This is a genomic window from Rhodopseudomonas palustris (genome assembly GCF_003591005.1).
GTDB classification, from domain to species: Bacteria; Pseudomonadota; Alphaproteobacteria; order Rhizobiales; family Xanthobacteraceae; genus Rhodopseudomonas; species Rhodopseudomonas palustris_K.
Map to the genome: position 1 here is coordinate 111,869 of NZ_QYYD01000015.1, position 23,846 is coordinate 135,714.

At 61.3% G+C, this 23,846-nt stretch carries 18 protein-coding genes and 1 pseudogene; 14 read left to right on the plus strand and 5 right to left on the minus strand.

What is annotated here, in order from left to right; all coding sequences use genetic code 11:
* The first annotated feature begins 17 nt into the window (after positions 1 to 17).
* The 11 genes from D4Q52_RS15795 to rfbA all read left to right on the plus strand — a co-directional run bounded on the left by D4Q52_RS15795 (position 18) and on the right by rfbA (position 10,557).
* Positions 18 to 1,286 carry an FAD-binding oxidoreductase gene (locus D4Q52_RS15795; RefSeq protein WP_119857517.1) on the plus strand — a complete coding sequence of 423 codons (1,269 nt, stop codon included), beginning with the start codon at positions 18 to 20 and terminating at the stop codon, positions 1,284 to 1,286.
* Positions 1,283 to 2,035, plus strand: a complete 753-nt coding sequence (locus D4Q52_RS15800) for an SDR family NAD(P)-dependent oxidoreductase (RefSeq protein ID WP_119857518.1) — start codon at positions 1,283 to 1,285, stop codon at positions 2,033 to 2,035. The genes D4Q52_RS15795 and D4Q52_RS15800 overlap by 4 nt, the downstream gene beginning before the upstream one ends.
* An 8-nt stretch (positions 2,036 to 2,043) precedes the next feature.
* Positions 2,044 to 2,973, plus strand: a complete 930-nt coding sequence (locus tag D4Q52_RS15805) for an NAD-dependent epimerase/dehydratase family protein (protein ID WP_119857519.1) — start codon at positions 2,044 to 2,046, stop codon at positions 2,971 to 2,973.
* 11 nt (positions 2,974 to 2,984) lie between these two features.
* A complete protein-coding gene (locus D4Q52_RS15810) occupies positions 2,985 to 4,286 on the plus strand; it encodes an NAD(P)/FAD-dependent oxidoreductase (RefSeq protein ID WP_119857520.1) in 1,302 nt (433 codons plus the stop codon).
* Between the two features lie 32 nt (positions 4,287 to 4,318).
* Complete coding sequence (locus tag D4Q52_RS15815) at positions 4,319 to 4,972, plus strand: class I SAM-dependent methyltransferase (RefSeq protein ID WP_119857521.1); 654 nt, start codon at positions 4,319 to 4,321, stop codon at positions 4,970 to 4,972.
* Between the two features lie 2 nt (positions 4,973 to 4,974).
* On the plus strand, positions 4,975 to 5,397 hold the full coding sequence (locus D4Q52_RS15820) for a GtrA family protein (protein WP_210210142.1): 423 nt from the start codon (positions 4,975 to 4,977) through the stop codon (positions 5,395 to 5,397).
* Between the two features lie 84 nt (positions 5,398 to 5,481).
* Entirely contained in the window at positions 5,482 to 7,080 is a 1,599-nt protein-coding gene (locus tag D4Q52_RS15825; protein WP_119857522.1) for a hypothetical protein, read from the plus strand.
* Positions 7,081 to 7,147: 67 nt separating this feature from the next.
* Entirely contained in the window at positions 7,148 to 7,720 is a 573-nt protein-coding gene (rfbC, locus tag D4Q52_RS15830; RefSeq protein ID WP_119857523.1) for a dTDP-4-dehydrorhamnose 3,5-epimerase, read from the plus strand.
* Entirely contained in the window at positions 7,721 to 8,773 is a 1,053-nt protein-coding gene (gene rfbB, locus D4Q52_RS15835) for a dTDP-glucose 4,6-dehydratase (RefSeq protein WP_119857524.1), read from the plus strand.
* A gap of 8 nt (positions 8,774 to 8,781) precedes the next feature.
* The gene (gene rfbD / locus D4Q52_RS15840) at positions 8,782 to 9,669 is read left to right on the plus strand and encodes a dTDP-4-dehydrorhamnose reductase (RefSeq protein WP_119857525.1); all 888 of its coding nucleotides are present in this window, start codon (positions 8,782 to 8,784) and stop codon (positions 9,667 to 9,669) included.
* A 6-nt stretch (positions 9,670 to 9,675) separates the two neighbouring features.
* A complete protein-coding gene (gene rfbA / locus D4Q52_RS15845; protein WP_210210143.1) occupies positions 9,676 to 10,557 on the plus strand; it encodes a glucose-1-phosphate thymidylyltransferase RfbA in 882 nt (293 codons plus the stop codon).
* Here rfbA and D4Q52_RS15850 read toward each other — a convergent pair.
* Positions 10,540 to 12,075, minus strand: a complete 1,536-nt coding sequence (locus tag D4Q52_RS15850; RefSeq protein WP_182915333.1) for a phospholipid carrier-dependent glycosyltransferase — start codon at positions 12,073 to 12,075, stop codon at positions 10,540 to 10,542. The two genes, rfbA and D4Q52_RS15850, sit on opposite strands and share 18 nt — an antisense overlap.
* 491 nt (positions 12,076 to 12,566) lie before the next feature.
* On the opposite strand from D4Q52_RS15850, the gene D4Q52_RS15855 reads away from it, so the two are divergent.
* From D4Q52_RS15855 to D4Q52_RS27020, 3 genes and pseudogenes are all read left to right on the plus strand, one after another.
* A complete protein-coding gene (locus D4Q52_RS15855; protein ID WP_119857528.1) occupies positions 12,567 to 14,963 on the plus strand; it encodes a glycosyltransferase family 4 protein in 2,397 nt (798 codons plus the stop codon).
* The gene (locus tag D4Q52_RS15860) at positions 14,956 to 17,127 is read left to right on the plus strand and encodes a glycosyltransferase (RefSeq protein ID WP_119857529.1); all 2,172 of its coding nucleotides are present in this window, start codon (positions 14,956 to 14,958) and stop codon (positions 17,125 to 17,127) included. Before D4Q52_RS15855 ends, D4Q52_RS15860 begins: the two co-directional genes overlap by 8 nt.
* A 341-nt stretch (positions 17,128 to 17,468) precedes the next feature.
* Positions 17,469 to 17,684 (plus strand): annotated as a pseudogene (locus D4Q52_RS27020) (acyltransferase); the annotation flags it as partial.
* Positions 17,685 to 17,924: 240 nt separating this feature from the next.
* Here the strand turns inward: D4Q52_RS27020 and D4Q52_RS15870 are convergent.
* From D4Q52_RS15870 to D4Q52_RS15885, 4 genes are all read right to left on the minus strand, one after another.
* On the minus strand, positions 17,925 to 19,475 hold the full coding sequence (locus tag D4Q52_RS15870) for a class I SAM-dependent methyltransferase (protein WP_182915334.1): 1,551 nt from the start codon (positions 19,473 to 19,475) through the stop codon (positions 17,925 to 17,927).
* A gap of 562 nt (positions 19,476 to 20,037) precedes the next feature.
* The gene (locus tag D4Q52_RS15875) at positions 20,038 to 21,066 is read right to left on the minus strand and encodes a glycosyltransferase family A protein (protein WP_119857532.1); all 1,029 of its coding nucleotides are present in this window, start codon (positions 21,064 to 21,066) and stop codon (positions 20,038 to 20,040) included.
* 411 nt (positions 21,067 to 21,477) lie between these two features.
* On the minus strand, positions 21,478 to 22,317 hold the full coding sequence (locus D4Q52_RS15880; protein ID WP_119857533.1) for an ABC transporter ATP-binding protein: 840 nt from the start codon (positions 22,315 to 22,317) through the stop codon (positions 21,478 to 21,480).
* Between the two features lie 223 nt (positions 22,318 to 22,540).
* Positions 22,541 to 23,821, minus strand: a complete 1,281-nt coding sequence (locus D4Q52_RS15885; RefSeq protein WP_119857534.1) for an ABC transporter substrate-binding protein — start codon at positions 23,819 to 23,821, stop codon at positions 22,541 to 22,543.
* Between the last annotated feature and the right edge of the window lie 25 nt (positions 23,822 to 23,846).

A 23,846-nucleotide genomic window follows, 5' to 3' on the forward strand; every position in this document is an offset into this window, starting at 1 on the left:
GTACGCCTCGTTTGGCGATGCGGGTCGCGCATCCGGCCTTTCGGGACGAACTCGGCGATCTGATCCGGACAGGCGTCTCCAATGGTCACGGCCTGTTGGCGGTGGGGAAGCTGCGGTCGTATGGCGACAGCTGCCTGAACGGCGATGGCTCTGTGATCGAAATGCCCGGTCTCGATCACCTGATCCGGTTTGACCGCCAGCACGGCGTGATCGAGGCCGAGGCGGGCGTGTCGCTCGATGAGATCCTCCAGGTGGCGATTCCTGCCGGGTTTTTTCTCCCGGTCACTCCGGGAACGAAGTTCGTCACTTTGGGGGGCGCGGTCGCCAACGACGTTCACGGCAAGAACCACCATCGCGCCGGCACATTCGGCCGATGGGTGAGGCAACTCGCACTGATGCGGAGCGATGGCTCGGAGAACGTCGTCGACCGCGATGACGCCAGTGGGCTATTTGCTGCGACCATCGGCGGCCTTGGTCTGACCGGCGTGATCACCCGCGTGACGCTCGACCTGATGCCGATCACGAGTTCGCGGATTGATCTGCAAACCATACCGTTCGGTAAGTTGTCGGAGTTCTTCGCGCTGGCGGCGGAAAGCGAAACCTCGCATGACTACACGGTCGCTTGGATCGACTGCCTGGCCCAAGGGGACAAGCTGGGACGCGGTATCTTTACGCGCGCTCGGCACAGCAGGGATGGCGGACTCAGCGTCAGCACGAAGACCGGTCCGTCGGTCCCGATCGAAGCACCGGGGTTTCTGCTGAACCGCCTGTCGCTGTCGGCTTTCAACGAGGCTTACTACCGGATCGCCGGGCGGCCCCGCGAGGCCAACGCCGGCTACGATCCGTTCTTCTATCCGCTGGATGCCATCGGCGGCTGGAACCGGCTCTACGGCCGGCGGGGCTTCTACCAATATCAGAGCGTCGTTCCGCCCAGCGTTGCCGAAGCGGCGACCACGGCAATGCTTCAAACGATCGCGGCGGCGGGCCAAGGCTCGTTTCTGGCCGTGCTCAAGACATTCGGCGATGTGCCGTCGCCCGGCCTGTTGTCGTTCCCGATGCAGGGGACCACCCTGGCATTGGACTTCGCGAACCGGGGCGCGCCGACCCTGTCACTTCTTGACAAGCTCGACGCGATCGTCAGAGAAGCCGGGGGGCGTCTTTACCCCGCCAAGGATGGCCGGCTACCGCCCGCCATGTTCAAGGCCGGCTACCCGGCGCTCGATCACTTCACACCTCATATGGATCCAGGAATGTCATCGACATTCTGGCGTCGGATGCAGCTATGACAACACAGACACCGCTACGTGTGCTGATGCTGGGAGCGGCCTCCGGCATCGCCCAGGCGACGGCGAGACTCTACGCCGCCGAGGGGGCCGTCATCGGGTTGGCAGGGCGCAATTCCGAACGTCTCGGCAGCATCGCCGCCGATCTGGCCGCGCGTGGCGCCGGGCAAACCGAAATCTTCGAGCTTGATCTCGTGTCTGCAGAGCCCTCGTCAGCGCTTGCCGGCATGGTCGCAAAGCTCGGCGGCATCGATCATGTCATCCTCGCCTACGGCGTGCTGGGCGATCAAGCTCTCGCAGAGCGAGACCTCGCTGCGGCCGAAGCGATCCTCGACGTCAATTTCCGCTCGGCCGCCGGCTGGTCGCTCGCGGCCGCGAATGTCTTGGAACAGCAGGGCCGCGGCTCGCTGGTGGTGCTCGGCTCGGTAGCGGGCGATCGCGGCCGGCGATCGAACTACGTCTATGGGGCAGCCAAGGCCGGCCTTGCCGTGCTGATCGAGGGCATCGACCACCGCTTCCGCGGCCGTGGGCCGCGTGCGGTGATCGTCAAGCCGGGGCCGACCGATACGGCCATGACCACCGGCATGGCAAAGGGCGGCCCGCTGTGGGCGACGCCGGAGGCCGTCGCGGCTGTCGTCCGCAAGGCCGCAGATAAAGGCGGGCCGGTGGTCTACGCGCCGGCGCGGTGGTGGCTGATCATGACGATCATCCGCGCGATCCCCGCGGCGATCTTCAACAAGATGAACTTCTAGAGCCGGATATGCGCAAGGTCGTCATCACCGGCGCGGCCGGGCTGGTCGGGCAAAATCTGGTGGCGCGGCTGAAGGCGCGCCCGGACGTCGAACTGGTCGGCATCGACAAGCACGCCGCCAACGTCGCGCTGTTCCGCCAGGTTCATCCCGGGGTGGAGATCATCGAGGCGGATCTCGCCGAGCCGGGCGCGTGGTCGGACAGCTTCGGCGGCGCAGACACTGTGGTGATCAACCAGGCGCAGATCGGCGGGCTGTTCGCGGCCGAATTCGAGGCCAACAATGTCACGGCGACGCGGCACATTCTCTCTGCCATCGAACGCCACACGGTGCCGTATTTTGTCGGCATTTCGTCCTCGGTGGTCAATTCCACCGCCGACGACTTCTACACCCGCTCGAAGACCGCGCAGGAAAAGCTGTTCGACGCCAGCGCCGTGCCGCACGTGACACTGCGGCCGACCCTGATGTTCGGGTGGTTCGATCGCAAGCATCTCGGCTGGTTGCGGCGCTTCATGGACCGCGCGCCGGTGTTTCCGATCCCGGGCGATGGCCGGTTCGACCGCCAGCCGCTATATGTCGGCGACTTCGTCTCGATCATCGTCGCGGCGATCGAGAACCGTAAAACCGGCACCTTCGACATTTCCGGACTCGAGAAGATTTCCTACGGCGACCTGATCGCGTTGATCCACGACATCGTCAAACCGCGCGCCCGGATCGTTCATATTCCCTACCGTCTGTTCTGGGCTCTGCTGTGGGTCTACGCGCGGCTCGACAAGAACCCGCCATTCACCACCCGGCAGCTCGAGGCACTGGTCATTCCCGAAACTTTCCCGGTGATCGACTGGCCGGGGGAGTTCGGCGTCCAGCCGACAGCGCTGCGCAAAGCGCTGGCTGAAACCTATCTCGATCCCGATCTCTCCAAAATCACCCTGTCGTTCTAGGAGGCGCCGTCATGAGCCGGGTCGTCGTGCTGGGAGCCGGACCGATGGGACTTGCGGCCGCGCAGCGCGCGGTGCGGCTCGGGCATGAAGTCGATCTCATCGAAGCCGACGACAAGGTCGGCGGCATGGCGGCACATTTCGATTTCTCAGGCGTCTCGATCGAACGCTTCTATCACTTCATCTGCAAATCCGACGCGCCGACCTTCGAGCTGATGGCCGAACTCGGCATCGCCGACAAGATGCGCTGGGCCGATACGTCGATGGCGTACTACACCCATGGCCAGGTGCACCGCTGGGGCGACCCGATCTCGCTGCTGCGCTATCCCCATCTCAGCCTGATCGAGAAGTTCCGGACCGGCTTGCAGATGTTCCTCACCACCAAGGCCGGCAATTTCGATCGGATCGAACATCTGACCTCGCGGCAATGGATCGAGCGCGGATCCGGCAAATCGGTCTACGACAAGCTGTGGAAACGGCTGCAGGAGCTGAAGTTCTACGAGTTCGCCGATCACGTCTCGGCGTCCTGGATCGCGACCCGGATCAAGCGGATCGGCAATTCCCGCAAATCCATCTTTCAGGAGCAGCTCGGCTACATCGAAGGCGGCTCGGAGACGCTGGTCGAAGCCATCGCCGACGACATCCGCCGTGCCGGCGGCCGAGTTCACCTCGGCGTTCCGGCCGAACGCGTGGTCGTCGAAGGCGGAAGCGTCCGCGCCGTGCGAGCCGGCGGCCAGGAATTCGCGGCCGACGCGGTGATCTCCACCGTGCCGATCCCGCTGGTCAATCAGCTGGTGCCGGACCTGCCGCAAGCATTGCGGGACAAATACGCCGCGATCCACAACATCGGTGTGGTGTGTCTGCTGTTCAAGCTGCGCAAGTCGGTCACGCCGCATTTCTGGCTCAACATCGTGGCCGACGATATCGAGATCCCCGGTCTGATCGAGTTTTCCAATCTGCGGCCGGTCGGAGAGACGATCGTCTATGTGCCTTATTACATGCCGGTGACTCGGCCGAAATGGGCCTGGACGGATCAGCAGTTCATCGACGAAGCGTTCGGCTACATCAAGCGTATCAACCCGAGCGTCACCGACGCCGACCGGATCGACGCGCGAGTCGGGCGGCTGCGCTACGCTCAGCCGATCTGCGAGCCGAATTTCGCCGACAAGCTGCCCCCGATCCAGACGCCGATCGTCGGGCTGCAGATCGCCGACACCTGCTATTATTACCCCGAGGATCGCGGCGTCGCCGAAAGCATTCGGCTCGGACGGCGGATGGCCGAGGCGGTCGTGGCCATGTCAACACAAGATGGATAGGTTGTGCAGCATTTCAGCAAAGGATAATTTCCATGAACGATTTGGCAATTATCTACCGGTCCCGCTTCTCGAATACAGGTTTTGAAAAACGGAAACGCGTCTGGAAGATACTCTGCGCCGAATTCTTTCAGAAGCACGTGCCGCCGGACTCGACCATCCTGGATCTGGCATGCGGCTACGGTGAGTTCATCAATCACATCGACGCAGCGAAGAAGTACGGCGTCGACCTCAACCCGGATGCTCCATCGCGATTGTCGCCGGAGGTCGAATTCAAACTCACGCCAGCCTATGATCTGTCGCACATCCCGGACAACAGCGTCGATCGTGTGTTCACCTCCAATTTTCTCGAGCATTTGCCGGACAAGGCCGCCTGCGACGCCGTGCTGCAGGAGGTGTGGCGAATCCTGAAGCCGGGCGGAAAAATCATGCTGCTCGGGCCGAATATTCGCTACGCCTACAAGGAGTATTGGGATTATTACGACCACTACCTCGCGCTATCTCACCTCTCGCTCAGCGAGGGGCTGCTGCTGGCCGGCTTTCAGCCGGAGGTGGTGACCGATCGGTTTCTGCCTTATACAATGAACAACTCCACACCGACCGCAGACTGGATGATCCGGCTGTATCTTCGGATTCCACTGGCGTGGAAGCTGCTCGGCAAGCAATTCTTCATCGTAGCCCGGAAATGATCTTGATTAGAACGGCCAACAGCTCAATCGCAGCGATCTCGACCTCGCGCTTTGCCCGCTTCCTTCTGGTCGGCGGCGCAGCTGCGGCCATCAACGTCGCCAGTCGGGTGATCATCTCGAAATTTCTACCTTTCGAATACGCCGTCGCGTTGGCTTTCCCGATCGCCCTGACATTTGCGTTCGTGATGTCCCGGTTGCTGGTATTCGAGCGGGCCGAAAGCTCCGCCTGGGGACAATACTTCCGCTTTTTTCTCGTCAATCTGGTGGCGTTGGCGCAGGTATGGCTGGTCAGCGTCGGATTGGCCAAATGGCTGTTTCCGATGATCGGCTGGACCTTCCATTCCGAGCTGATCGCCCACACAGTCGGAGTGTGCAGCCCGGTATTGACAAGCTACTACGCGCACAAGGTTTTCACGTTCAGATAGTCAGAGTTCGGTCAATTGAAGGCGGCGCCATTGGGCGCGGCAACCTATACAGATGGGGCGTTCCCAGGAAAGGTCGGACCCACGATGCCCGTCGACGTCGCTCGTCTTGGTCCGCAGGAATCGGCGGATCGGCTGACCCGCCTGGTATGGTTGGCGGCAATCGTCCTGATCGTGTTCGGCGTCAAGCTGCTTTTCATCCGCCAATTCGGGTCGGCGGTGCCATATTGGGATCAATGGGATGCTGAAGCCGATCTGATCTATAAGCCGTACCTGAATTCCAGCCTGTCGCTCGAGAACCTGTTCCAGTCTCATAACGAGCACCGTATTTTCATCTCTCGAATACTGACCTTGATTTTGTTCGAGATCGACGGTGGCTGGGATCCGATCCTGCAGATGGCGGTGAATGCGGGGCTGCATGTCATTGCGATTGTCATACTCGTACTGGCGCTCCGACCGATCATTCGTCCAGATCAGTTTGGCCTCCTCGTCCTGTTCTCAACGCTGCTGTTCGCTCTGCCGATCGGGTGGGAGAATCTGCTGGCTGGTTTCCAGAGTCAGTTTTATTTTCTCTTGATGTTTTCACTGCTGGCGCTGAAAGGCTTTGCAGGCGCCCCGGCTTTCAGTCTGGTGTGGTGGGGAAGTGCGCTCTGCGCAGTGGCTGCCTATTTTTCGATGGCCTCGGGCGCACTCACGGCTGCGGCAGCGGTGGCCCTGGTGGGCGCTCAGTTTGTGCTCCGGCATCGAACCGGCCGCAAAGAGCTTGTCGGCATTGTAGTACTGGTGGCGATGACCGCGGTGATGTTGGCCTTCATCCGAATCGTGCCGCAGCACGATGTCATCAAGGCGCACAGTTTTTCGGAGTTTGCTCGCGCGTTTCTCGCTCTCCTGTCCTTTCCGCGAGTCAGTCCAATTTTAGGACTTTGGGTCAATCTGCCGGCTGCAGTGTATGTTTGCGCGGTACTGCTTCGGCGGCCTGGGCTCGGATCACCACACTGGTACGTTCTCGGCTTCATCATCTGGCTGCTCGCGCAGTCGTTATCATTGGCCTACGGTCGTGCTGCGTTTGCCACCTCACCGCGTTATCTCGACCTCATCGTCGTCGGATTGCCGATCAATTTCGCGATCCTGTTACTTGCGTCGAACTGGATGGTGCACAGGCGAGCGCGAGCCGTCACGATGTTGGCGATGGTCGGCTGGCTCTGCATCGTCTTTTCCGGCTTGATCTGGAACACGGTGGTCTTGTCGCTTCCCGCAGTGCTCGGCAAGGGGCAACTGGGGCGCGAGCAGCAGCAGCATGTTCTGGCGTATCTGCAGACCGGAAAGTTGGCGGAACTGCAAGGCAAGGCGGAGCAGGCGGTCCCCTATCCGGTGCCGGAGCGGCTGGCCGAGCTGCTATCGGATCCGACGATCCGGCAGGCACTTCCCGATGCAATTCGCCCCGCCGACATCGACGATCGCGCCCGGCTGGACCGAACCTTGATGAAGGGCAGGCTGCGGGGCACCACGAACTGGCTCAAATTGCAGATGCTGAACAACGCCGAGATCCTGGCCGGCGGTGGAGTCGCATTGGGATTTGCGGCGGGATGGATCGGCTTGATGCGACGTCGAGGATCGATTGGCGACGTGGTAACGCCAAGGCCGCCCCGAACTAGCGAATTTGACCGGTTGGGCCGAACTGGATAGTCGTAAGGAGCTGAACCGGTTACGGCCGACACTTGTCGCATGTTGCGGGCATCATCGCGGATACATCATGAATATCGAAAAGCTAAGCATTCCCGGCCTGCTCCTCGTCACCCCGAACAAGCACGGCGACCAGCGCGGTTTTTTCTCGGAGACGTTTCGTGCGGACGTGTTCACGGCGGCAGCTGGCCCCGTGCAATTCGTTCAGGACAATCATGTGCTGTCGACCCAGCGCGGCGTCGTTCGGGGGTTGCACTTTCAGACTCCGCCCCATGCGCAAGGCAAGCTGGTCCGATGCACGCGCGGCGCGATTCTCGACGTCGGCGTCGATATTCGGGTCGGTTCGCCAACCTATGGACAACATGTTGCTGTGGAGCTGTCCGCCGATAACTGGCGGCAACTCTGGGTTCCGCCGGGGTTTGCCCATGGGTATGTCACTTTGGAAGACAATTGCGAGGTGATCTACAAAGTCACCGACTACTATGCGCCGGATTGCGATCGCGGGATCGCCTGGGACGACCCGGCTTTGGCGATCGATTGGCGGATCCCCGCTTCCGAGGTTATTCTCTCGGACAAGGACAAGAAGCAGCCGCGCTTGCAGGACGCCGCTGCAGCGTTTCATTTTGTCATCGGGGAGTCGTGAATGCGGGTGATTGTCACGGGTGGTGCGGGTTTTATCGGATCCGCAGTTTGCCGGCACTTCGTCGATGACCTGCAATACGATGTGGTTGTCGTCGACAAGATCACCTACGCGGGAAATCTTGAATCGCTCGCCCCGGTGGCGTCGAGTTCGCATTATGCGTTCGAGCAGCACGACATCTGCGACGCCGAGGCCGTCAAGGCGATCTTCGACAAGCATCAGCCGGACGCCGTGGTGCATCTTGCGGCCGAGAGCCACGTCGACCGCTCGATCTCCGGTTCGGATGTCTTCGTGAAGACCAATGTGCTCGGGACCTTCACCTTGCTGGAGGCCGCGCGCCGGTATGTGAACTCCGACCGAAAGAAGGATGCTCCCGAGTTTCGCTTCGTCCATGTGTCCACGGACGAGGTCTATGGATCGTTAGGGGAGACCGGCCTGTTCACCGAGACGACGCCCTACGATCCGAGTTCACCTTACTCGGCGACCAAAGCAGCGTCGGACCACCTCGCCAAGGCGTGGCATCGCACCTACGGCTTGCCGGTGATCGTGTCGAACTGCTCCAACAATTACGGACCGTATCACTTCCCGGAAAAGCTGATTCCGCTCGTGATCCTCAACGCGCTCGATCGCAAGCCGCTGCCGGTTTATGGCGACGGCTCCAACGTGCGCGACTGGCTGTATGTCGAGGACCACGCCCGCGCGCTCGGCATCATTCTGGCCAAAGGGCGGCCCGGCGAGACCTACAACATCGGTGGCCGCAATGAGCGGCAGAATATCGAGGTCGTTCGGCAGATCTGCACCTGGATGGATCGGCTCCGACCTGGCAGCACCTCCCACCATGACCTGATCACGTTCGTGACGGATCGTCCGGGTCATGATCATCGCTATGCGATCGACGCCACCAAGCTGGAGAACGAGCTGGGCTGGCGCGCGCAAGAGACCTTCGAGACCGGCATTGAAAAGACGGTGCGGTGGTATCTCGATCGGTCGGATTGGTGGAAGCCGCTGCGCGACCGGGTCTATGGCGGCGAGCGCCTCGGCCTTGTGAAGGCGTGAGGATTCCGATGCGACTGTACGTCATTGGCGCTGAGGGGCAGGTCGCGCGCTCGCTGCGCGAGGCAGCGGAGCGAAACCCCGATATTGTCTTCGGGCACGGCGCCCGGCCGGCGGTTGATCTGTTGCGGCCGGAAACGCTTGCCCAGGCCCTCGACGATTTCCGCCCCGATATCGTGGTCAACCCGGCGGCCTACACCGCCGTCGACAAGGCCGAATCCGAGCCCGAGCAGGCTTTTGCGCTGAATCGCGACGGTGCGCGGGCGGCGGCGGAGATCACCGCCGAGCGCGGACTTCCGATCGTTCATCTGTCGACCGACTACGTTTTCGACGGAGCCAAACAGGGCCCCTATGTCGAGAGCGACGCGGTGGCGCCTCAGGGTATCTACGGCCGGTCGAAGCTCGAAGGCGAGCAGGCGGTCGCTGCGGCAAACCCGCGGCACATCATCTTGCGCACCGCGTGGGTGTACGCGCCGTTCGGCGGCAATTTCGTGCGCACCATGCTGCGGCTTGCCGCGGAGCGCGACCGGCTTCGCGTCGTCGATGATCAGCTGGGATGTCCGACCTACGCACCGGACATCGCCGATGCGATCGTCGCTGTGGCGCGGCGTTGGGCGGGGTCGGGCTGGGATTCGCAGTTCGCCGGCGTGACTCATCTCAGCGGTCCCGATGCGCTGACCTGGTGTGGATTCGCCCGCGAGATCATGGCTGGGTCTGCCGAGCGAGGCGGTCGTTCGGTGCCCGTCGATGCGATCACCACCGCGGATTATCCCACGCCAGCGGCGCGGCCGGCCAATTCGCGGCTGTCGACGGCGCGATTGAATTCGATGTTCGGTGTCCATCTTCCGCCGATGGCGAAATCGCTGGATGATTGTTTGGACCGTCTGCTGCGTCAATAGGAGGGGATTGTCGTGAAAGGTATCATTCTGGCGGGAGGAAGCGGCACGCGTCTGTTTCCGATGACGTTGGTGACCTCCAAGCAGCTGCTGCCGGTCTACGACAAGCCGATGATCTACTATCCGCTGACCACGCTGATGTTGGCGGGGATTCGCGAGATCCTGTTGATCTCGACGCCTCACGATCTGCCGCTGTTCCAGGCGCTGCTCGGCGACGGCAGCAAGTGGGGCCTGTCGTTGTCATATGCCGAGCAGCCGAAGCCTGAAGGGTTGGCCCAGGCATTCATCATCGGGGCGAAATTCGTCCAAGGCGGCCCGTCGGCGCTGATCCTCGGCGACAACATCTTCTTCGGCCACGGCCTTCCGGAACTGCTCGGCAACGCCACCGCCCGGCGCCACGGCGCGTCCGTTTTTGCGTACCGGGTTTCCGATCCGGAGCGATATGGCGTGGTGGCGTTCGACGATCAAGGCCAAGCCACCTCGATCGAAGAGAAGCCGGCCCAGCCCAAATCCAACTTCGCAGTCACTGGCCTGTATTTCTACGACGAGCAGGTCGTGAATATCGCCGCCGATATCAAGCCATCCGCCCGCGGCGAGCTGGAAATCACCGATCTCAACCAGGTCTATCTGGACCGAGGCCAGCTTGCGGTCGAGCGGATGGGGCGGGGCTTCACCTGGCTGGACACCGGCACCCCGGACAGCCTTCTCGAAGCGGCGGAGTTCGTGGCGACGCTGGAAAAGCGCCAGGGCGTTCGCATCGCTTGCCCTGAGGAGGTGGCGTTCAACGCCGGCTTCATCGACCGGGAGCAACTGCTGCGGCTCGGCGCCGCCATGGGCAAAAGCGCCTACGGCCGCTACGTGGCGGGCCTGGCGTCACAGCCGGCCTGGTGACAGAAATTCGCACCCGCCGGATTCGAACAGCCGCTCGCGCCCCCTGATGAACGCCGTCACCAGCTCGGCGTTCTCCTTATAGGCCGACAGTTGGCTGGCGCAGTACACCACGCCGACCATCGGGGCGTCGCCGAGGAAGCGCTGCGGATCTTTCAACGTGCCTTCAATCAGCGGTTTCGGGGTCCAGGACGGCACCGCCAATGATCGCCGCTGTGACAGATACGGGATGACGGAGGACCAGTCGGTCCCGATGACGATCAAGGCTCCGCCTTCGTCGGTCGTCTCGCGGACAAATTGTGCGACCCGCAGCACGGTGTCCTGACTGTAATCGCGTGTGATGAACGGAGCAAAGCGGTCGTAGAAAAGCGACAGCTGGCCAATCGCAATCACCGCCGTCAGTCCGACCGCGATCGCCCGTTGGGACGAATTGTAGATCTGTCCGAGACCGAAGCCGATGGCCGCGATCAGAAAGATCGCGTTGGCATATTGGTAGTAGTTATGGATGATGTGAAGATTGGTGAACACCAGGAACGGGACTGCAAATCCGATCATGGCCAGCCCGGTCGCCGCCAGCGTGCGTCGGTTCGTCAGCGTCGCGCCCAATACGATCACTGCCACCAGCGCAAAACGGCCGAGTACCTCCGGAACCACACGGTCGCGGACCGTGTCGAGCCAGAGCACTGCCCCCAGTCTTTGTCCGAAGCTGCCGAAATTCCAGCTCGTCAGCACCTCTGACGTCAGCAGTTGTCCATATGGATTGGCAGCTTTGACGTGGTCGGAATACCGCACCCAGAGGATGCCGACGACCAGCGGGAGCAGCAGATTGGCGATCGTGAAGGTCGCCATCCTGAGCAGACGGCCGTAGGATTCTGTTTGGAACGACGCCCAAAGGCGGATCAGCGTCAGAATTCCGCCGATCACCACGAAGGTTGGAAATGTCGTTGACTTCGCTAGCGCCGCGAGGCTTCCGCAAACGATTGCGGCGAGGAGCCAGTAGCGGTTCGGCGTCGCCAGGTAGCGCGCCGTGAGTGCAAGCCAACTCACCGAAAAGAACAGCGCGCATGACTCTACCAGAAACGTCCGGCTCCAATACAGATACAGCGGCGACGTGAGATAGAGAATCGCCGTCACCAGATAGGTCGCCCGACCAAAGCCGGCGGTCTTGTACAGCAGGGCGAGCGGCAGCAGCACCGCGAGGAAGAAGGAGAACCCGACCAACCGGCCTGCGGCATCGAGCGGCAGCCCCGCCCAGGCGAGGGCGGCACACAGCAGTTGGTAGATCGGGAATTCGAGCGGGACCGACCAGGGATAGCCGAGAACCGGAGTCTCGTAGGCGAGCCAGGGGCCGCCCTTCAAGATGGTGTAAGCGCTTAGGGCCGTCTGGGTCTGTCGAAACGAGTGCAGATCGAGCAGCGGGCTGCTGATACCAGTCGCCAGCACCACCAAGGCGTGGCCGCTTGCGAGCGCCAACAGCAATGTAAGCGCACGGCGCCAGGAATAGATCGCGGGCGTCGTCATCGAGATGTTGAAGGAAATATCACTGTTCATACTATCTGTTTCCGCTTGGTCCGCACCGTGGTCGCGCTCCGAGCGGACCGTATCAAAAACACGACGTGAATCTACCGCCGGTCGCGTGGACGATCGAACGTCGCAATATGACCTGTCAATTCAAGACGACCTGCTGGCGATATATCAGAAACTAGTGCAGCTCGACACGATGTAAAACTGACAAATTCAAATTTGTAAAAGTAATTGACTTAATCATATTATCATAATCAGTAGTTAATACGTGGATACAGTCCGTCCTCGTTCGAGTGGTATTCAAGAACAGCGTTCTTGAGTTGGATCTGTGGGCAGATCCATACTTTTATGGCAAAGATGCTAAGTGCGGACGTGATAACAAGGTGGTTGATAGTTGCGATATTCGTAGTACGGGTGCGGCTGCGGGTTCCAAATTCAATTGATTCGTTGTATGATTGAACATTGCTCGGACTGCGTTGGCGGATTTGATGGACAAATTGATTGTCGTTAAGTCGGATTTCGACGGCTGGCTCAGCGTTGACGGCGGCGCACTGGAGGCTGCCGATGAATCCGTGAGGAGCCGGCGGTCGCCCGCATTGCTGCCACGCATGGCGCTGGCAAATACCCAGTCAGCCGCGGACGATCTGAAGACGCGCAAGCTTCGCGATGCCTCGATGCTCCTGTCGGCGGCACAGCGCGAACTGGCGGAGGTAAGCCATGAGCGGGACGTCCTATATGGCGAATTGCTGCGGCTGCGCCGGGCTGCAAAGGTAGCCAAGGGCGATGCAGCGGTTGCCGTGCGTAAGCTGTTGCCGTTGTTGGACTGGGCGGCCACCAACCGAGGCTCATTGCTCAATGGGTTCGGACGGAAGGTGCGGCTCGGCCTGACCACGATGCTTGATTCCGTCGCCAGAGATGTCGACGCTATCGAAGCGTATGTCAGGGAGTACAATAAATTCAGGGGCGTAGCCGAATCTCTCAGGCTTCGTATCTTGCAGACCTGCATGGAGATCGGCTCTGACCTCCAGGACTTGCCGCTGTTTTCCGCCCTTGACTACTGTACCCAGTATCCCGATGTCGCGGTGTCAGGGCTGAGCCCACTTCTACATTTCGTAACCCGGGGCCGCGCCGAGGATCGCTCCATTCATCCGCTGCTCGACCACGAGTTCTACCGCTCGACGTATCCTGAGGTCGTCGCGTTCCAGATGCCGCCGTCTCTGCACTACATCCACTTCGGCGCGCAGAAGGGATTCGATCCGCATCCGCTGTTCGATTCCAAGAGCTATCTGGAACGATATCCCGATGTTCGCGACAGCGGGATGACGGCGCTGGAGCACTACATTCGCAATCCGATGTACAATCCACACCCGTTGTTTGATAGTGCGTATTACCTCAATCAGAATCCCGATGTGATGGAATCCGGCATCAATCCGCTGGTGCATTTTGCGTTGTTCGGCGGCGTCGAGGGGCGGCGGCCGCACCCCCTGTTCCATTCCGATTACTATCTCGCGGTAAATGCCGACGTGGCAAGTGCCGGGGTGAATCCGCTCGCCCACTATTTGCGCCACGGTTGGAAGGAGAACAGGGATCCCAATCCGGAGCTTTACGGCCGGTTGCTGACCCACGGGAGCAATCGCGGCAATCCGTTGCTCGAGTACATTGCAGGCGCTGCGGCGTCTTCGAGCATATCGATCCGGCCGTGCTCGAATGCCGGGCCGCGAAAGAGTGGCGAACCTGGGGTGCTGATGATCGATGCGCTGTTTCCACGCCCGGAGCAAGATTCCGGTTCATTGGATCAGATCGGCTTCATGCGCATCTTCATCTCGCTCGGCTTCCGCGTCTTTTTCTTCGCGAAATGGGAATTTGGCGGCAATCAAGAGCGCGAACGGGAGCTGTGTGCGCTGGGCGTCGAATGCGTTTCCTCGGCGGACTATCGAAATCTCGATGAGTTTCTTCTGTTCAACGCAAAGGCGATTGTCGCGTGCTTCGTATCGCGCGTGACCATGATGGATGAATGCTACGATATTCTGCGCGAATTCTGCAGCCGCTCACCAATCATTTTCAATACCGTCGATATCCATCACCTGCGCGAGCAGCGCGAAGCCAAGCTGCGGCTCGACGCCAGCCTGGCTCAAAAGGCCTTGGAAACACGTGCCAGGGAAGTCGGCTTTATCGAACGAGCTGATCTCACGATTGTGGTTTCCGGGCGGGAGGCGGAGATGCTGTCGCAGCAGGTTGCGGCCGCCAAAGTGACCACGATCCCGTTGATCCGCGAATGGGGCTGCGACGCCGTGCCGGATTTCGAAGCGCGAAGCGGCGTCTGCTTCATCGGTGGGTTCGCGCATCAGCCGAACGTCGATGCGGTCGACTATTTCATCAAATCGATCTGGCCATTGGTTCTGGCGCGGCAACCTGACCTGCAATTCTATATCATCGGGTCACATATGCCGCAGCGCCTGCGCGAGCTTGAGGTGGCCGGGGTCGTTGCGGTCGGCTTCGTCGAGGACCTGGCGGCATCGCTGGGAGCCGTCAGGCTCTCGGTGGCACCCCTGCGCTACGGTGCCGGCGCCAAGGGCAAGATTGTCTCGAGTGTCGGCTTGGGCGTGCCCTGTGTGGCCACGGAGATCGGCGCCGAAGGGATGGGCCTAGTCCATGATGAGACGATTGTGGTGGCGACTTCGGAGCAGGCATTTGCCGAACAAGTCGTGAAACTTCACAACGACAGAGCGCATTGGCAGCGAATATCGCGGGCTGGTATGGCGTTCATTCGCGAGCACTACTCCCTGGAATCCGGCCGGGAAGTCTTGAAGTCGTGCTTGCGTCAACTCGGTGTCCGGCTGCCGGGCAACCTTGGACGATCGGTGCCGGATCGTCAAAATGCCTGATAGCCGCGTCGCGGTCGTGGTGCCGCTCTACAATCATGCCCGCTACATCGGCGCGGCGCTCGATAGCGTATTGAAGCAGACGAGGCTTCCCGACGAAATCGTGGTCGTTGATGACGGCTCTTCCGATGACAGCGTCGACATCTGCCGAAGAAGGCTCGACGGGGTCGAAGGCGCACGCGTGCTGACGCAGCCGAATGCCGGCGCGCACAATGCCCTTAACCGCGCTATCGGGGCGACCACGGCGGACCTCATTGCCGTGCTTAATTCTGACGACGTCTTTGCACTCGACAAGCTCGAACGCTGCGCCGAGCTGTTCGCGCAGCAGCCGGATCTCAGCCTGATATTTGGAAGGCTGACTATTATCGACGAGAATGATGCCGCAGTGACGGCTGGCTCAACCGTGGAGTGGCTGGCTCGGTCGATTGCTTTCGCCCGGCAAGCCGGGACCGAGATCGGACTGATCAGCGAGAACTTTGCCACCACGACATCCAATATGGTGTTTCGGAAGGCGACCTGGGTGGCGAACGGCGGGTTCATGCCGCTGCGCTATTGTCACGATCTGGAGTTCGTGCTGTCCGCTCTTGGACGTGGGGCGGTGCTGTTCGATGTGGATCGCGTTCACACCAAATATCGGGTGCATCCGACCAACACGATCAAGCAGCGGATCGACAGTGTTCGGGTCGAGATTGCCGGCGTGTTGGCCAACGCGTTGTTCGAGAACGCCGTAGGACTGTCTGGTGAATTCGACAGCGGCCGGGTCCTCGGGCTGTTCCAGGCGCTGTCGGGAAAAGGTCTCTCCGATCTCATCTGCACGCTGCTGCCGATGCGCAGCGTCAGTGCAAAGACCGCCTTCTTCGACACCATCACCTCCAGCCCGGCCATCGACACGCTGCGCCACCTGACGGCGCCGGATCGTGCGGCGCGGCTGTTGAGGTGTCGCGCCTCAACGCATGTGACCAAATCGCTTGCTTCGGCGAACCTGCAAGTGCGGGGCAATCTCGACATCCAGGCGCTGATCGAGGTGTCGGCCTTCGACAAGGGGGGACTGGAAAAGGTCGTTCTGGATTCTGCGATCCTCCTGAAGGAATTTGGTGTGCGGCCGCTCGTTGTGTCGTGCCGGCCTGCGGGACATCTCGCCGGGGTCGCCGAGGCTGCGGACGTGGAGGTCGTCAGTCTGCCTGAGACCAACGCTCTGGAAGCCTACCGCTCGTTGGTGGCAAGCCGTCGCATCGACATTGCGATGTCTCATTTCTCCCGTCTGGGCTATCCGGTCTTCCGCGAACGCGGCATCCCGAACGTGACCTTCATCCACAACGTCTACGCCATGCTGGACACCGCGGGCGTCGCGGCTTTCAAGGCGGACGACGCCTATGTCGACCGTTACATCTCGGTGTCAGGCAAGGCGACCGAATACGCGGCAGGGCCGCTCGGGATCGATCCGAGTAAGATCGCCACCATCCCGAACGGCCTGATTGTCGAGGAGCATCTGCAGCGGGAGGCCGCGGCGGTGCCTGCGGAACGGGCGCAGTTCGGACTCGGCGCGGATGACTACGTGTTCCTTAACGTGGCCTCCTACAATCTTCACAAGGGCCATTATTTGATGGCGGATGCGATGAGCCTGATTCTGAATCTGCGCTCCGACATCAAGATCCTCTGCGTTGGCAATGTGATTTATCCGCCGCATATCGAGGAGCTAAGAAGGTACCTGAGCGGAACCGGTCTATCCCGCCATATTTTGATGCCCGGCTACTTCGACGACGTGACCCCGCTGCACCGGATGGCGGACGCGTTTCTCCTGCCGTCTTTCCTCGAGGGGTGGAGCATCGCCATGAACGAGGCGATGTTCAACGGCAAGCCGATGATCCTGAGCGATACCGGCGGCGCTCGCGATGTCATCGAGAAAAATGACATCGGCCTCATCGTGGCCAACGAGTACGGCGACGTGACCAATCTCAACAGCGCAAGGCTGGACGAACTTGCATACTCGAGGCGGAAGTACGAGACGGCGCCGAGGTTGGCGCGAGCGATGATCGATTTCGCCGACAACCGCCAGCGCTGGGCCGACGCCGGGCGGCGCGGACGCGACAAAATCTTCGAGAAATACAGATTTGAAAATATCGTTAGTCAATATGTGGATGTGCTGAAGGACATTCTGCAGCGATGAATATTAGAGGCTGGTTGCGGCGGTTTTCGTCGGCGCTCAGATTCTATCTGGGCAATCATCTGTTCATGAACTGGACGCCCTATCACATTCGTCATGCTTATCTGCGGCGGTTCTGCAACGTGCGGATCGGAGCGGACTCCAGCATAGCCATGGGCTGCTTTATCACCGGCACGTGCATCACAATCGGCAATAACACGGTGATCAATCGCGGCAGCTATCTCGACGGCCGCGTGCCGCTATACATCGGAAACAACGTCAACGTCTCGCACGGCACGCTGATTCAGACGCTGAGCCACGACCCGCAAAATCCGGACTTCGTCTGTATCGAGAAGCCGGTCGCGATCATGGACTATGCGTGGATCGGAACACGTGCCATTCTGATGCCGGGAGTGACAGTGGGGGAGGGCGCCGTCGTCGCCGCCGGTGCGGTGGTAACCAAGGACGTGCCGCCCTATACGATCTGCGGCGGCAATCCGGCGCGACATATCGCCGATCGCTCCCGGAATCTGCGCTACAAGCCTCGATATTTTCCGTTCTTCGATACGGATATCCAGTGAGTGGACCCTCGACTGCTGTCGCCCGAGGCCCCCTGGTGAGATGTGGTCAAAGCAGCCTGAATTGTCGATCGATGTAAGTCCAGAATTGGGTACGTCATTTCGGGGCGCTCACGTCAGCGAGGGAGCACGTTATCCCGAAGTTTAAGGCACCCAGCCATGCCGCTGGCAAAGCCGTTCGGTCAAGCATCATCTGGATTCCGGATCAGCCGCGCGCGCCGCGGAATGACGGGCTTGGAGCCCTCACGTCTCCGATTGACTTGAGATCGGCACGGCGGGCCGCCGCTCCGCCTCACCATGCATCACCCAATGGACGAAAGGATTGATATCGCTTGCCTGGAGATCGGGCGCGGATTGTAGATAAAAGTTGGTGCAGAAATTCGGCGTGGGATCCCGGCCTTCGCGCCATCCGAAGATCATGTAGTGCGTGAATGGATCAATCCCGTTGGCGGCGATGTCCGGATTGCGTGATAAGTAAAAATCCTGATCGAATCTTGCCTTGATCCGCGCGATATCGGATGGCGACAACTGCTCCAGACCGGGCAGCGCTGTCGCCGGAGTGTCGCTGCTTGCCGAGGCGGTGTGTTGCGTCAAACCTAAGCGCCCGGCCAAGGAGCGAGCGCCACTACGCAGGCGACGTCTCGCAAAGCGAAGCGGCTTGGTCAATTTCCAGGACGAACTGTCGTAAACCGCTTGGGTAAGCCGGGCCGACTCGGCAAGCTCCTGAGAGCGGTGCTGCAACTCGCCTTCGAGCGCGGCATTCCGGCTTTCCAGCCAATCGACATGAACCTTCAAGCCACGATTGGTGGTTTTGAGATTGGCGGTTTCGCGATCCAGTTCGGCTATTCTGGCCCAGGACGCCGCCAATTCCTGCGACAATTTGTTGTATTCCGACTGACGTTGAAGAAGCTGCTGGGATACTTGCGCCAGCTGTTCGGCTTGGGTTGCGATCAGAGCCGCCCGCTCGGCGCTCTCCTGACGCAAGACAGCCAATTCCGCCTCGACCCTCTCCCGGTCCGACTGCGCTGCCGCTTCCAATGCTGCGGCCTTGTCATGCTCGAGTTGGGTCTCACACTGCACGCGAGCGGCACCTCCCAGGCAACTATAGGCCTGCCTGATCGCGACCGCGGTACCCTGCTGAGAGCAGGTGGCGAACAGCGCACGCAGTTCCTCTGGAAGTTCGTCGCCATAGCCCAATACACCGAGACCGTGGCCGTGATAGAATTCGAAGTGCGGATGCCGCTCACACAGCTCGGCCCAGTACTTGAAGACACCGAAGTTGCGCTCGCGAACATTGGTGTCATGGAACAGTACCACTGCACGCGATGACAGCTTCGGGATCCAGCTCTCGAAGTCGTACTTGACGTCGTCGTAGAAGTGCCGTCCGTCGACATGCAGGAGGTCGATCGAACCGTCTTCGAAATGCGGCAACGCGTCGTCGAACGTCGAACGCACCAGACGTGAGAACGTTGCGTAATATTGATTGTTATGCGCGTTGACGCCAGCGTAGACGCTTTCGTCATACATCCCGGCGTGCTCGTCTCCCTCCCAAGTGTCGATTGCATAGCAAGTGGTGCCAATGCCGGATGCCTGTACCGCCTGACAGAAAGTGAAGTATGAAAAGCCGGCGTGGGTGCCCAGCTCGACGAGTCGTCGAGGTTTGACTGTGTTCGTGAGCCAGAACGCAAACGGCGCATGCTCGATCCAGGCCGAGCGACACGAATATTGCGGCGACCAGAATGACGGAAGCGAGAGAAATACTCGAAAATCCGCGGGGGCAGGCACATCATTCATCGAGGAAGGGCTCCGATTGCCGCCAGGTGTCTGTTGAAGCGGCATATTCATGCAAGGTTGCCTGATCTTCAGGGGCGACCGCCACGCGGCAACAGCTTTGCCTCGGAGAGTAGCCGGATACTCGACGAAACGAGACCTTGGCGGTCCGCATCCATTGCATTCTGCGCAGGAAAACCTCGGCCCGGACGTCGCCGTTGTCAACACGTCGGAAAGTCGCTGCGACTGCGTTGCGGAACCGTTCCCAATTGAGGCTGGCCTGCAGCAAACCCTCAGCCGAGTGCGGTCGCATTGCGACTGTTACCGGCAGTGACAATGCCGCAGCGACGCTGTTCGCTGCGAGTGGAAAGATGGCGAGCGATTTGACTGGTGCTGGCGGAAGGCCGAGCTCAGGCTGAGCGGTGTGGAATTCGGCGGCTGTGTTGCTGTCCACCGTGCGATGATTGCGGGCGTTGTGCGAATGAAGGCGCGACGATCAGCGTGGTCGGCGGCGATTGTATCAGCTACGCGTAGCTCTTCGATTGCGTAAGGTCCGCCGATGCCGTTTTGCGAGGGATCCTTGGATCTAAGAGGCAACCGGAATGCTGTCCGTCGTTTTCGCCCGTGACAGCTTGGCTCGAATGATTTGTTGTTCCTTTTCGGCGTCGATCGTCTCGCTCACCCGAATGTCGTCGACCTGCCGATAATATGCCGCGAGTGCGTTCAATGCGTGGGCCGGCTTGTCGACGGTGCAACGGAGTGCGAAGTCCCAATCGTTCAGCCGGCTGAGATTCGGATCCCAGCCGCCGTAGCGGGCGACGAGCTCGCGCCGATGGACGAGCACATTCGTGTCGATGAAGTTGCCGACCTCCAGCCGGGCACGGTCGAACGGCTCCCACAGGATGCAGGCCGATGGCAGATTGTGGAGGAAAGTGACGAGCGCGCCGTAGACGAAATCGACCTCGGTATGCACCGCCAGTTGATCGACGGCGAGTGCGAGAAAGTCCGGGTACCAGGTGTTGTCGGAATCGAGGTAGGCGACCAACGGAGCAGATGTTTCGTCGAGGCCCCGGTTGCGGGCGACCGAGCTGCCGGTGTTTTGCTGGCGAATGTAGCGGATACGGGGATCGCCGAGAAATGGCGCGACGGCGTGTTCGGTCTCGTCGCTGCTGCCGTCGTCGACGATCACCAGCTCCCAAGCCGGGAAACTCTGCGCTTGCACGCTTGCAATCGCCTCGCCGACAAATCGCGCGCGGTTATAAGTCGGAAGGATGACCGCCACGGCGGGGTTGCCGAGCTTGGCGACGGCTTCGCGCGCGCCGGGCGGGCGGGCGCTCGGTGATCCGACCACGAGTCGCTGCAGGGCGAACAAGCGCAGCTGCAGTTCGTCGGTCCGTGGAATTCCCTCGCGCGATGCTGCGGCGATGCGCTTGTCCAGACCGGCGCCGAATCGATCGGCGAGCGCGTGCTCCAATCGATCGACCCGGTCCTGCAGTTCGCTGACTTTGAGATGAACTTGCTCGCTGTTCTGCGGAGTTCGTCCTGCCTGTTCCGGGTGCAGCTCCAGCCAATCGATGATCAGGGCGCGTAATCTTCGTTTGAGTTCAACCAGCATACAGGCGAATTCCAGCGGTGAGGCGATCCAGAGAGGTGCCCTCGTTTCGGAACGTTGACTGGACGACCTCCGTCCGCTCTTGACTTAAGCATTGTGGGGAAAGGATCCAGCCAGTTTGTAGAGCAGTTGAAGGCGCTCGCGCTGCCCTGCCGACCCGTCTCACCACGCCCTGTCATCCGGGGCGATCAGTAGTTGCGGCTGTGTGCTGGTTTTGATCGGTGCTGCCGATCGAGCAGGATCGCTAAAGCAGGTCATGGCCTCGGCCGGGATGCGGGCGCGCGCCCGCTAGGCTGAGCGCTCCTCTCATCATAGGTCGTTAGTTACCGCAGAAGGTTCACTTTTCGATGAGGCCGGGCCGCGCGCCCGGTTGCGGCGGCTTGTTCGGCTCCATTTGCGAGCCTGAGGAGTGCGTTACAGCCAGCGCTTGCGTCGCTTGAAGCTCTTCAGGTTCTTGAAGCTTTTGCGCTGGTCACCGGCGCCGCCGAGGTAGAACTCCTTGACGTCCTCGTTGTCGCGCAGTTCGTCGGCGGTGCCGTCGAGCACGACCTTGCCCTGCTCCATGATGTAGCCGTGGCTGGCGACCGAAAGGGCGGCGCGGGCGTTCTGTTCGACCAGCAGGATGGTGACGCCAAGGTCGCGGTTGATCTGCTTGATGATCGAGAACACCTCTTTGACCAGCAGCGGCGACAGGCCCATCGATGGCTCGTCCATCAGGATCATCTTCGGCCGGGCCATCAGTGCGCGCCCGATTGCCAGCATCTGCTGCTCGCCGCCCGACAAATAGCCGGCGAGGCCCGTTCGCTCCTTCAGGCGTGGGAAATAGGTGTAGACCATCTCGATATCCGCCGCGACGTTGCGGTCGCTGCGGGTGAAGGCGCCGAGCCGCAGGTTCTCCAGCGAGGTCATGTCGGAGACGATGCGGCGTCCTTCCATCACCTGAAAGATGCCGCGGCGGACGATCTTGTCCGGATCGGTGCCGTCGATCCGCTCGCCATCGAACACGATCTCGCCGCGCGTGACCTCGCCGTCCTCGGTCTTCAAGAGGCCGGAGATCGCCTTCAGCGTCGTCGACTTGCCGGCACCGTTGGCGCCGAGCAGCGCCACGATCGCGCCTTGCGGCACCTCGAGACTGAGCCCGCGCAGCACCAGAATGACGTCGTCATAGACGACTTCGATGTTGCGGACGCTGAGCAGCGGGGCGGGGGCTGTGGCGGCAGACGGCCGGCTGTCGGTTTGCGGTGCGGCTTCCACGACAAGTCTCCGAGGTTCTCATTGCTTTCCCGGGAGTGGGAAGAAGCGGCGTTGAACCTCTCCCCGCGCGCGGGAAGAGGTCGACCGGCGTAGCGTAGCCAAGCCGGGCGGGTGAGGGGGCGCTTCCGCGGGGCCGAGCAATTTAGACCCGCGGAGACGCCCCCTCACCCCGATCCTCTCCCCGCCAGCGGGGAGAGGGAGCACGTCCGCGCCCGCCTTCAGCTCACCACCCCAGCCATTCCGGCTTGCGCGGCAGATCCACCGTCTTGACCTTTTCGAGCTTGATGGTGCCCTTGGCGATCAGGTCCTTGAGGTCGCCGTCGGTCGCGCCGGAGACCTTGGCGCGATACAGGTCGACCTTGGTGGTGCCGCGGTGGTCCTTGTCGGTCCAGGTCGAGGGATTGCAGACGCCGTCCATGCCGGCCGGCACCCAGTCCTTCTTCTGGTAGAAGCCCTTGCGGACGTTCTCACCGGTGGCGCCGCCATTGGCGGCCGCCCATTCGATCGCTTCCTTCATGTACAGCGCCGAGCACACCGCGGCGACGTAATGCACCGGGCGATAGACGTTGCCGGACGGGTCGGATACTTTCGAAACTTCCTCGACAATCTTCATACCCGGCGCGTTGCCGCCCCAGGCGACCGCGGTGCGCAGCGGGAAGATCACGCCGTCGGCCGCGTCGCCGGCAGTCTTGGCGGCGTTCTCGTCCATGCCCCAGACGTTGCTCATGAACTGCACGTCAACGCCGGCCGCCTTGCAGGCCTTCATCACCGAGATGTTCGACGCCGCCGTGTTGCCGAGATACGCGTAGTTGGCGCCCGAGCTCTTCAGCGACAGGCACTGCGCCGAGTAGTCGCCCGGCGCCAGCGCGAACACCAGCGGCGGCAATACTTCAAAACCGAGCTCCTTGGCCATCGCTTCACCGGCGGCCTTCGGCGCGTTCGGGTAAGGATGGTTGGCGCCCATATGGACGAATTTCGGCGCGCCGGGCTTGCCCTTGGCCTTCCAGTCTTCGGCGGCCCACATCAGCTCGGCGCGCAGCGCGTCCGAATAGGACGGGCCGTAGAAGAAATTATACGGCGCCGGCTTGGCCTTGCCGCTGGTCCCTTCCGGATCGGTCAGCGCCGCCGCGTAGGAGCCGGACAGATCGGGGATCTTGTCGTTGGCGAGGAAGCCGGTCAGTGCCTCGGTGTCGGCGGTGCCCCAGCCCATGATTGCCGCGACCTTGTCGCCGCCCGACCACTTCTTGTACAGCGCGATCGCGCGCGGCACCTGATAGCCGTAATCGTTGGTGTCGACATTGAGCTGCTTGCCGCCGACGCCGCCGTTCTTGTTGATGTAGGCGAAGGTGTCGGCGACGGCCTGGCCATAAGGCGTGCCGACGTCGGACGTACCGCCGGAGTAATCGGCGAGATGGCCGATCGCGATCTGCGCCTGCGCGGTTGCCGAAGCCCCGGCGATCACCAGCGCCATGGCCGCAGTGCTCAAGAGAGATTTCATCGTCATCGGTGGTCTCCTCCAGTGCTTTGTT

Coding starts and splice junctions, on each gene's coding strand:
- D4Q52_RS15870 (WP_182915334.1), bottom strand. CDS start 19,475: ATGAATGATGTGCCTGCCCCCGCGGATTTTCGAGTATTTCTCTCGCTT.
- rfbB (WP_119857524.1), top strand. CDS start 7,721: ATGCGGGTGATTGTCACGGGTGGTGCGGGTTTTATCGGATCCGCAGTT.
- rfbD (WP_119857525.1), top strand. CDS start 8,782: ATGCGACTGTACGTCATTGGCGCTGAGGGGCAGGTCGCGCGCTCGCTG.
- D4Q52_RS15810 (WP_119857520.1), top strand. CDS start 2,985: ATGAGCCGGGTCGTCGTGCTGGGAGCCGGACCGATGGGACTTGCGGCC.
- D4Q52_RS15805 (WP_119857519.1), top strand. CDS start 2,044: ATGCGCAAGGTCGTCATCACCGGCGCGGCCGGGCTGGTCGGGCAAAAT.
- D4Q52_RS15885 (WP_119857534.1), bottom strand. CDS start 23,821: ATGACGATGAAATCTCTCTTGAGCACTGCGGCCATGGCGCTGGTGATC.
- D4Q52_RS15875 (WP_119857532.1), bottom strand. CDS start 21,066: ATGCTGGTTGAACTCAAACGAAGATTACGCGCCCTGATCATCGATTGG.
- D4Q52_RS15800 (WP_119857518.1), top strand. CDS start 1,283: ATGACAACACAGACACCGCTACGTGTGCTGATGCTGGGAGCGGCCTCC.
- rfbC (WP_119857523.1), top strand. CDS start 7,148: ATGAATATCGAAAAGCTAAGCATTCCCGGCCTGCTCCTCGTCACCCCG.
- D4Q52_RS15825 (WP_119857522.1), top strand. CDS start 5,482: ATGCCCGTCGACGTCGCTCGTCTTGGTCCGCAGGAATCGGCGGATCGG.
- D4Q52_RS15815 (WP_119857521.1), top strand. CDS start 4,319: ATGAACGATTTGGCAATTATCTACCGGTCCCGCTTCTCGAATACAGGT.
- D4Q52_RS15860 (WP_119857529.1), top strand. CDS start 14,956: ATGCCTGATAGCCGCGTCGCGGTCGTGGTGCCGCTCTACAATCATGCC.
- D4Q52_RS15795 (WP_119857517.1), top strand. CDS start 18: ATGCGGGTCGCGCATCCGGCCTTTCGGGACGAACTCGGCGATCTGATC.
- D4Q52_RS15850 (WP_182915333.1), bottom strand. CDS start 12,075: ATGACGACGCCCGCGATCTATTCCTGGCGCCGTGCGCTTACATTGCTG.
- D4Q52_RS15855 (WP_119857528.1), top strand. CDS start 12,567: ATGGACAAATTGATTGTCGTTAAGTCGGATTTCGACGGCTGGCTCAGC.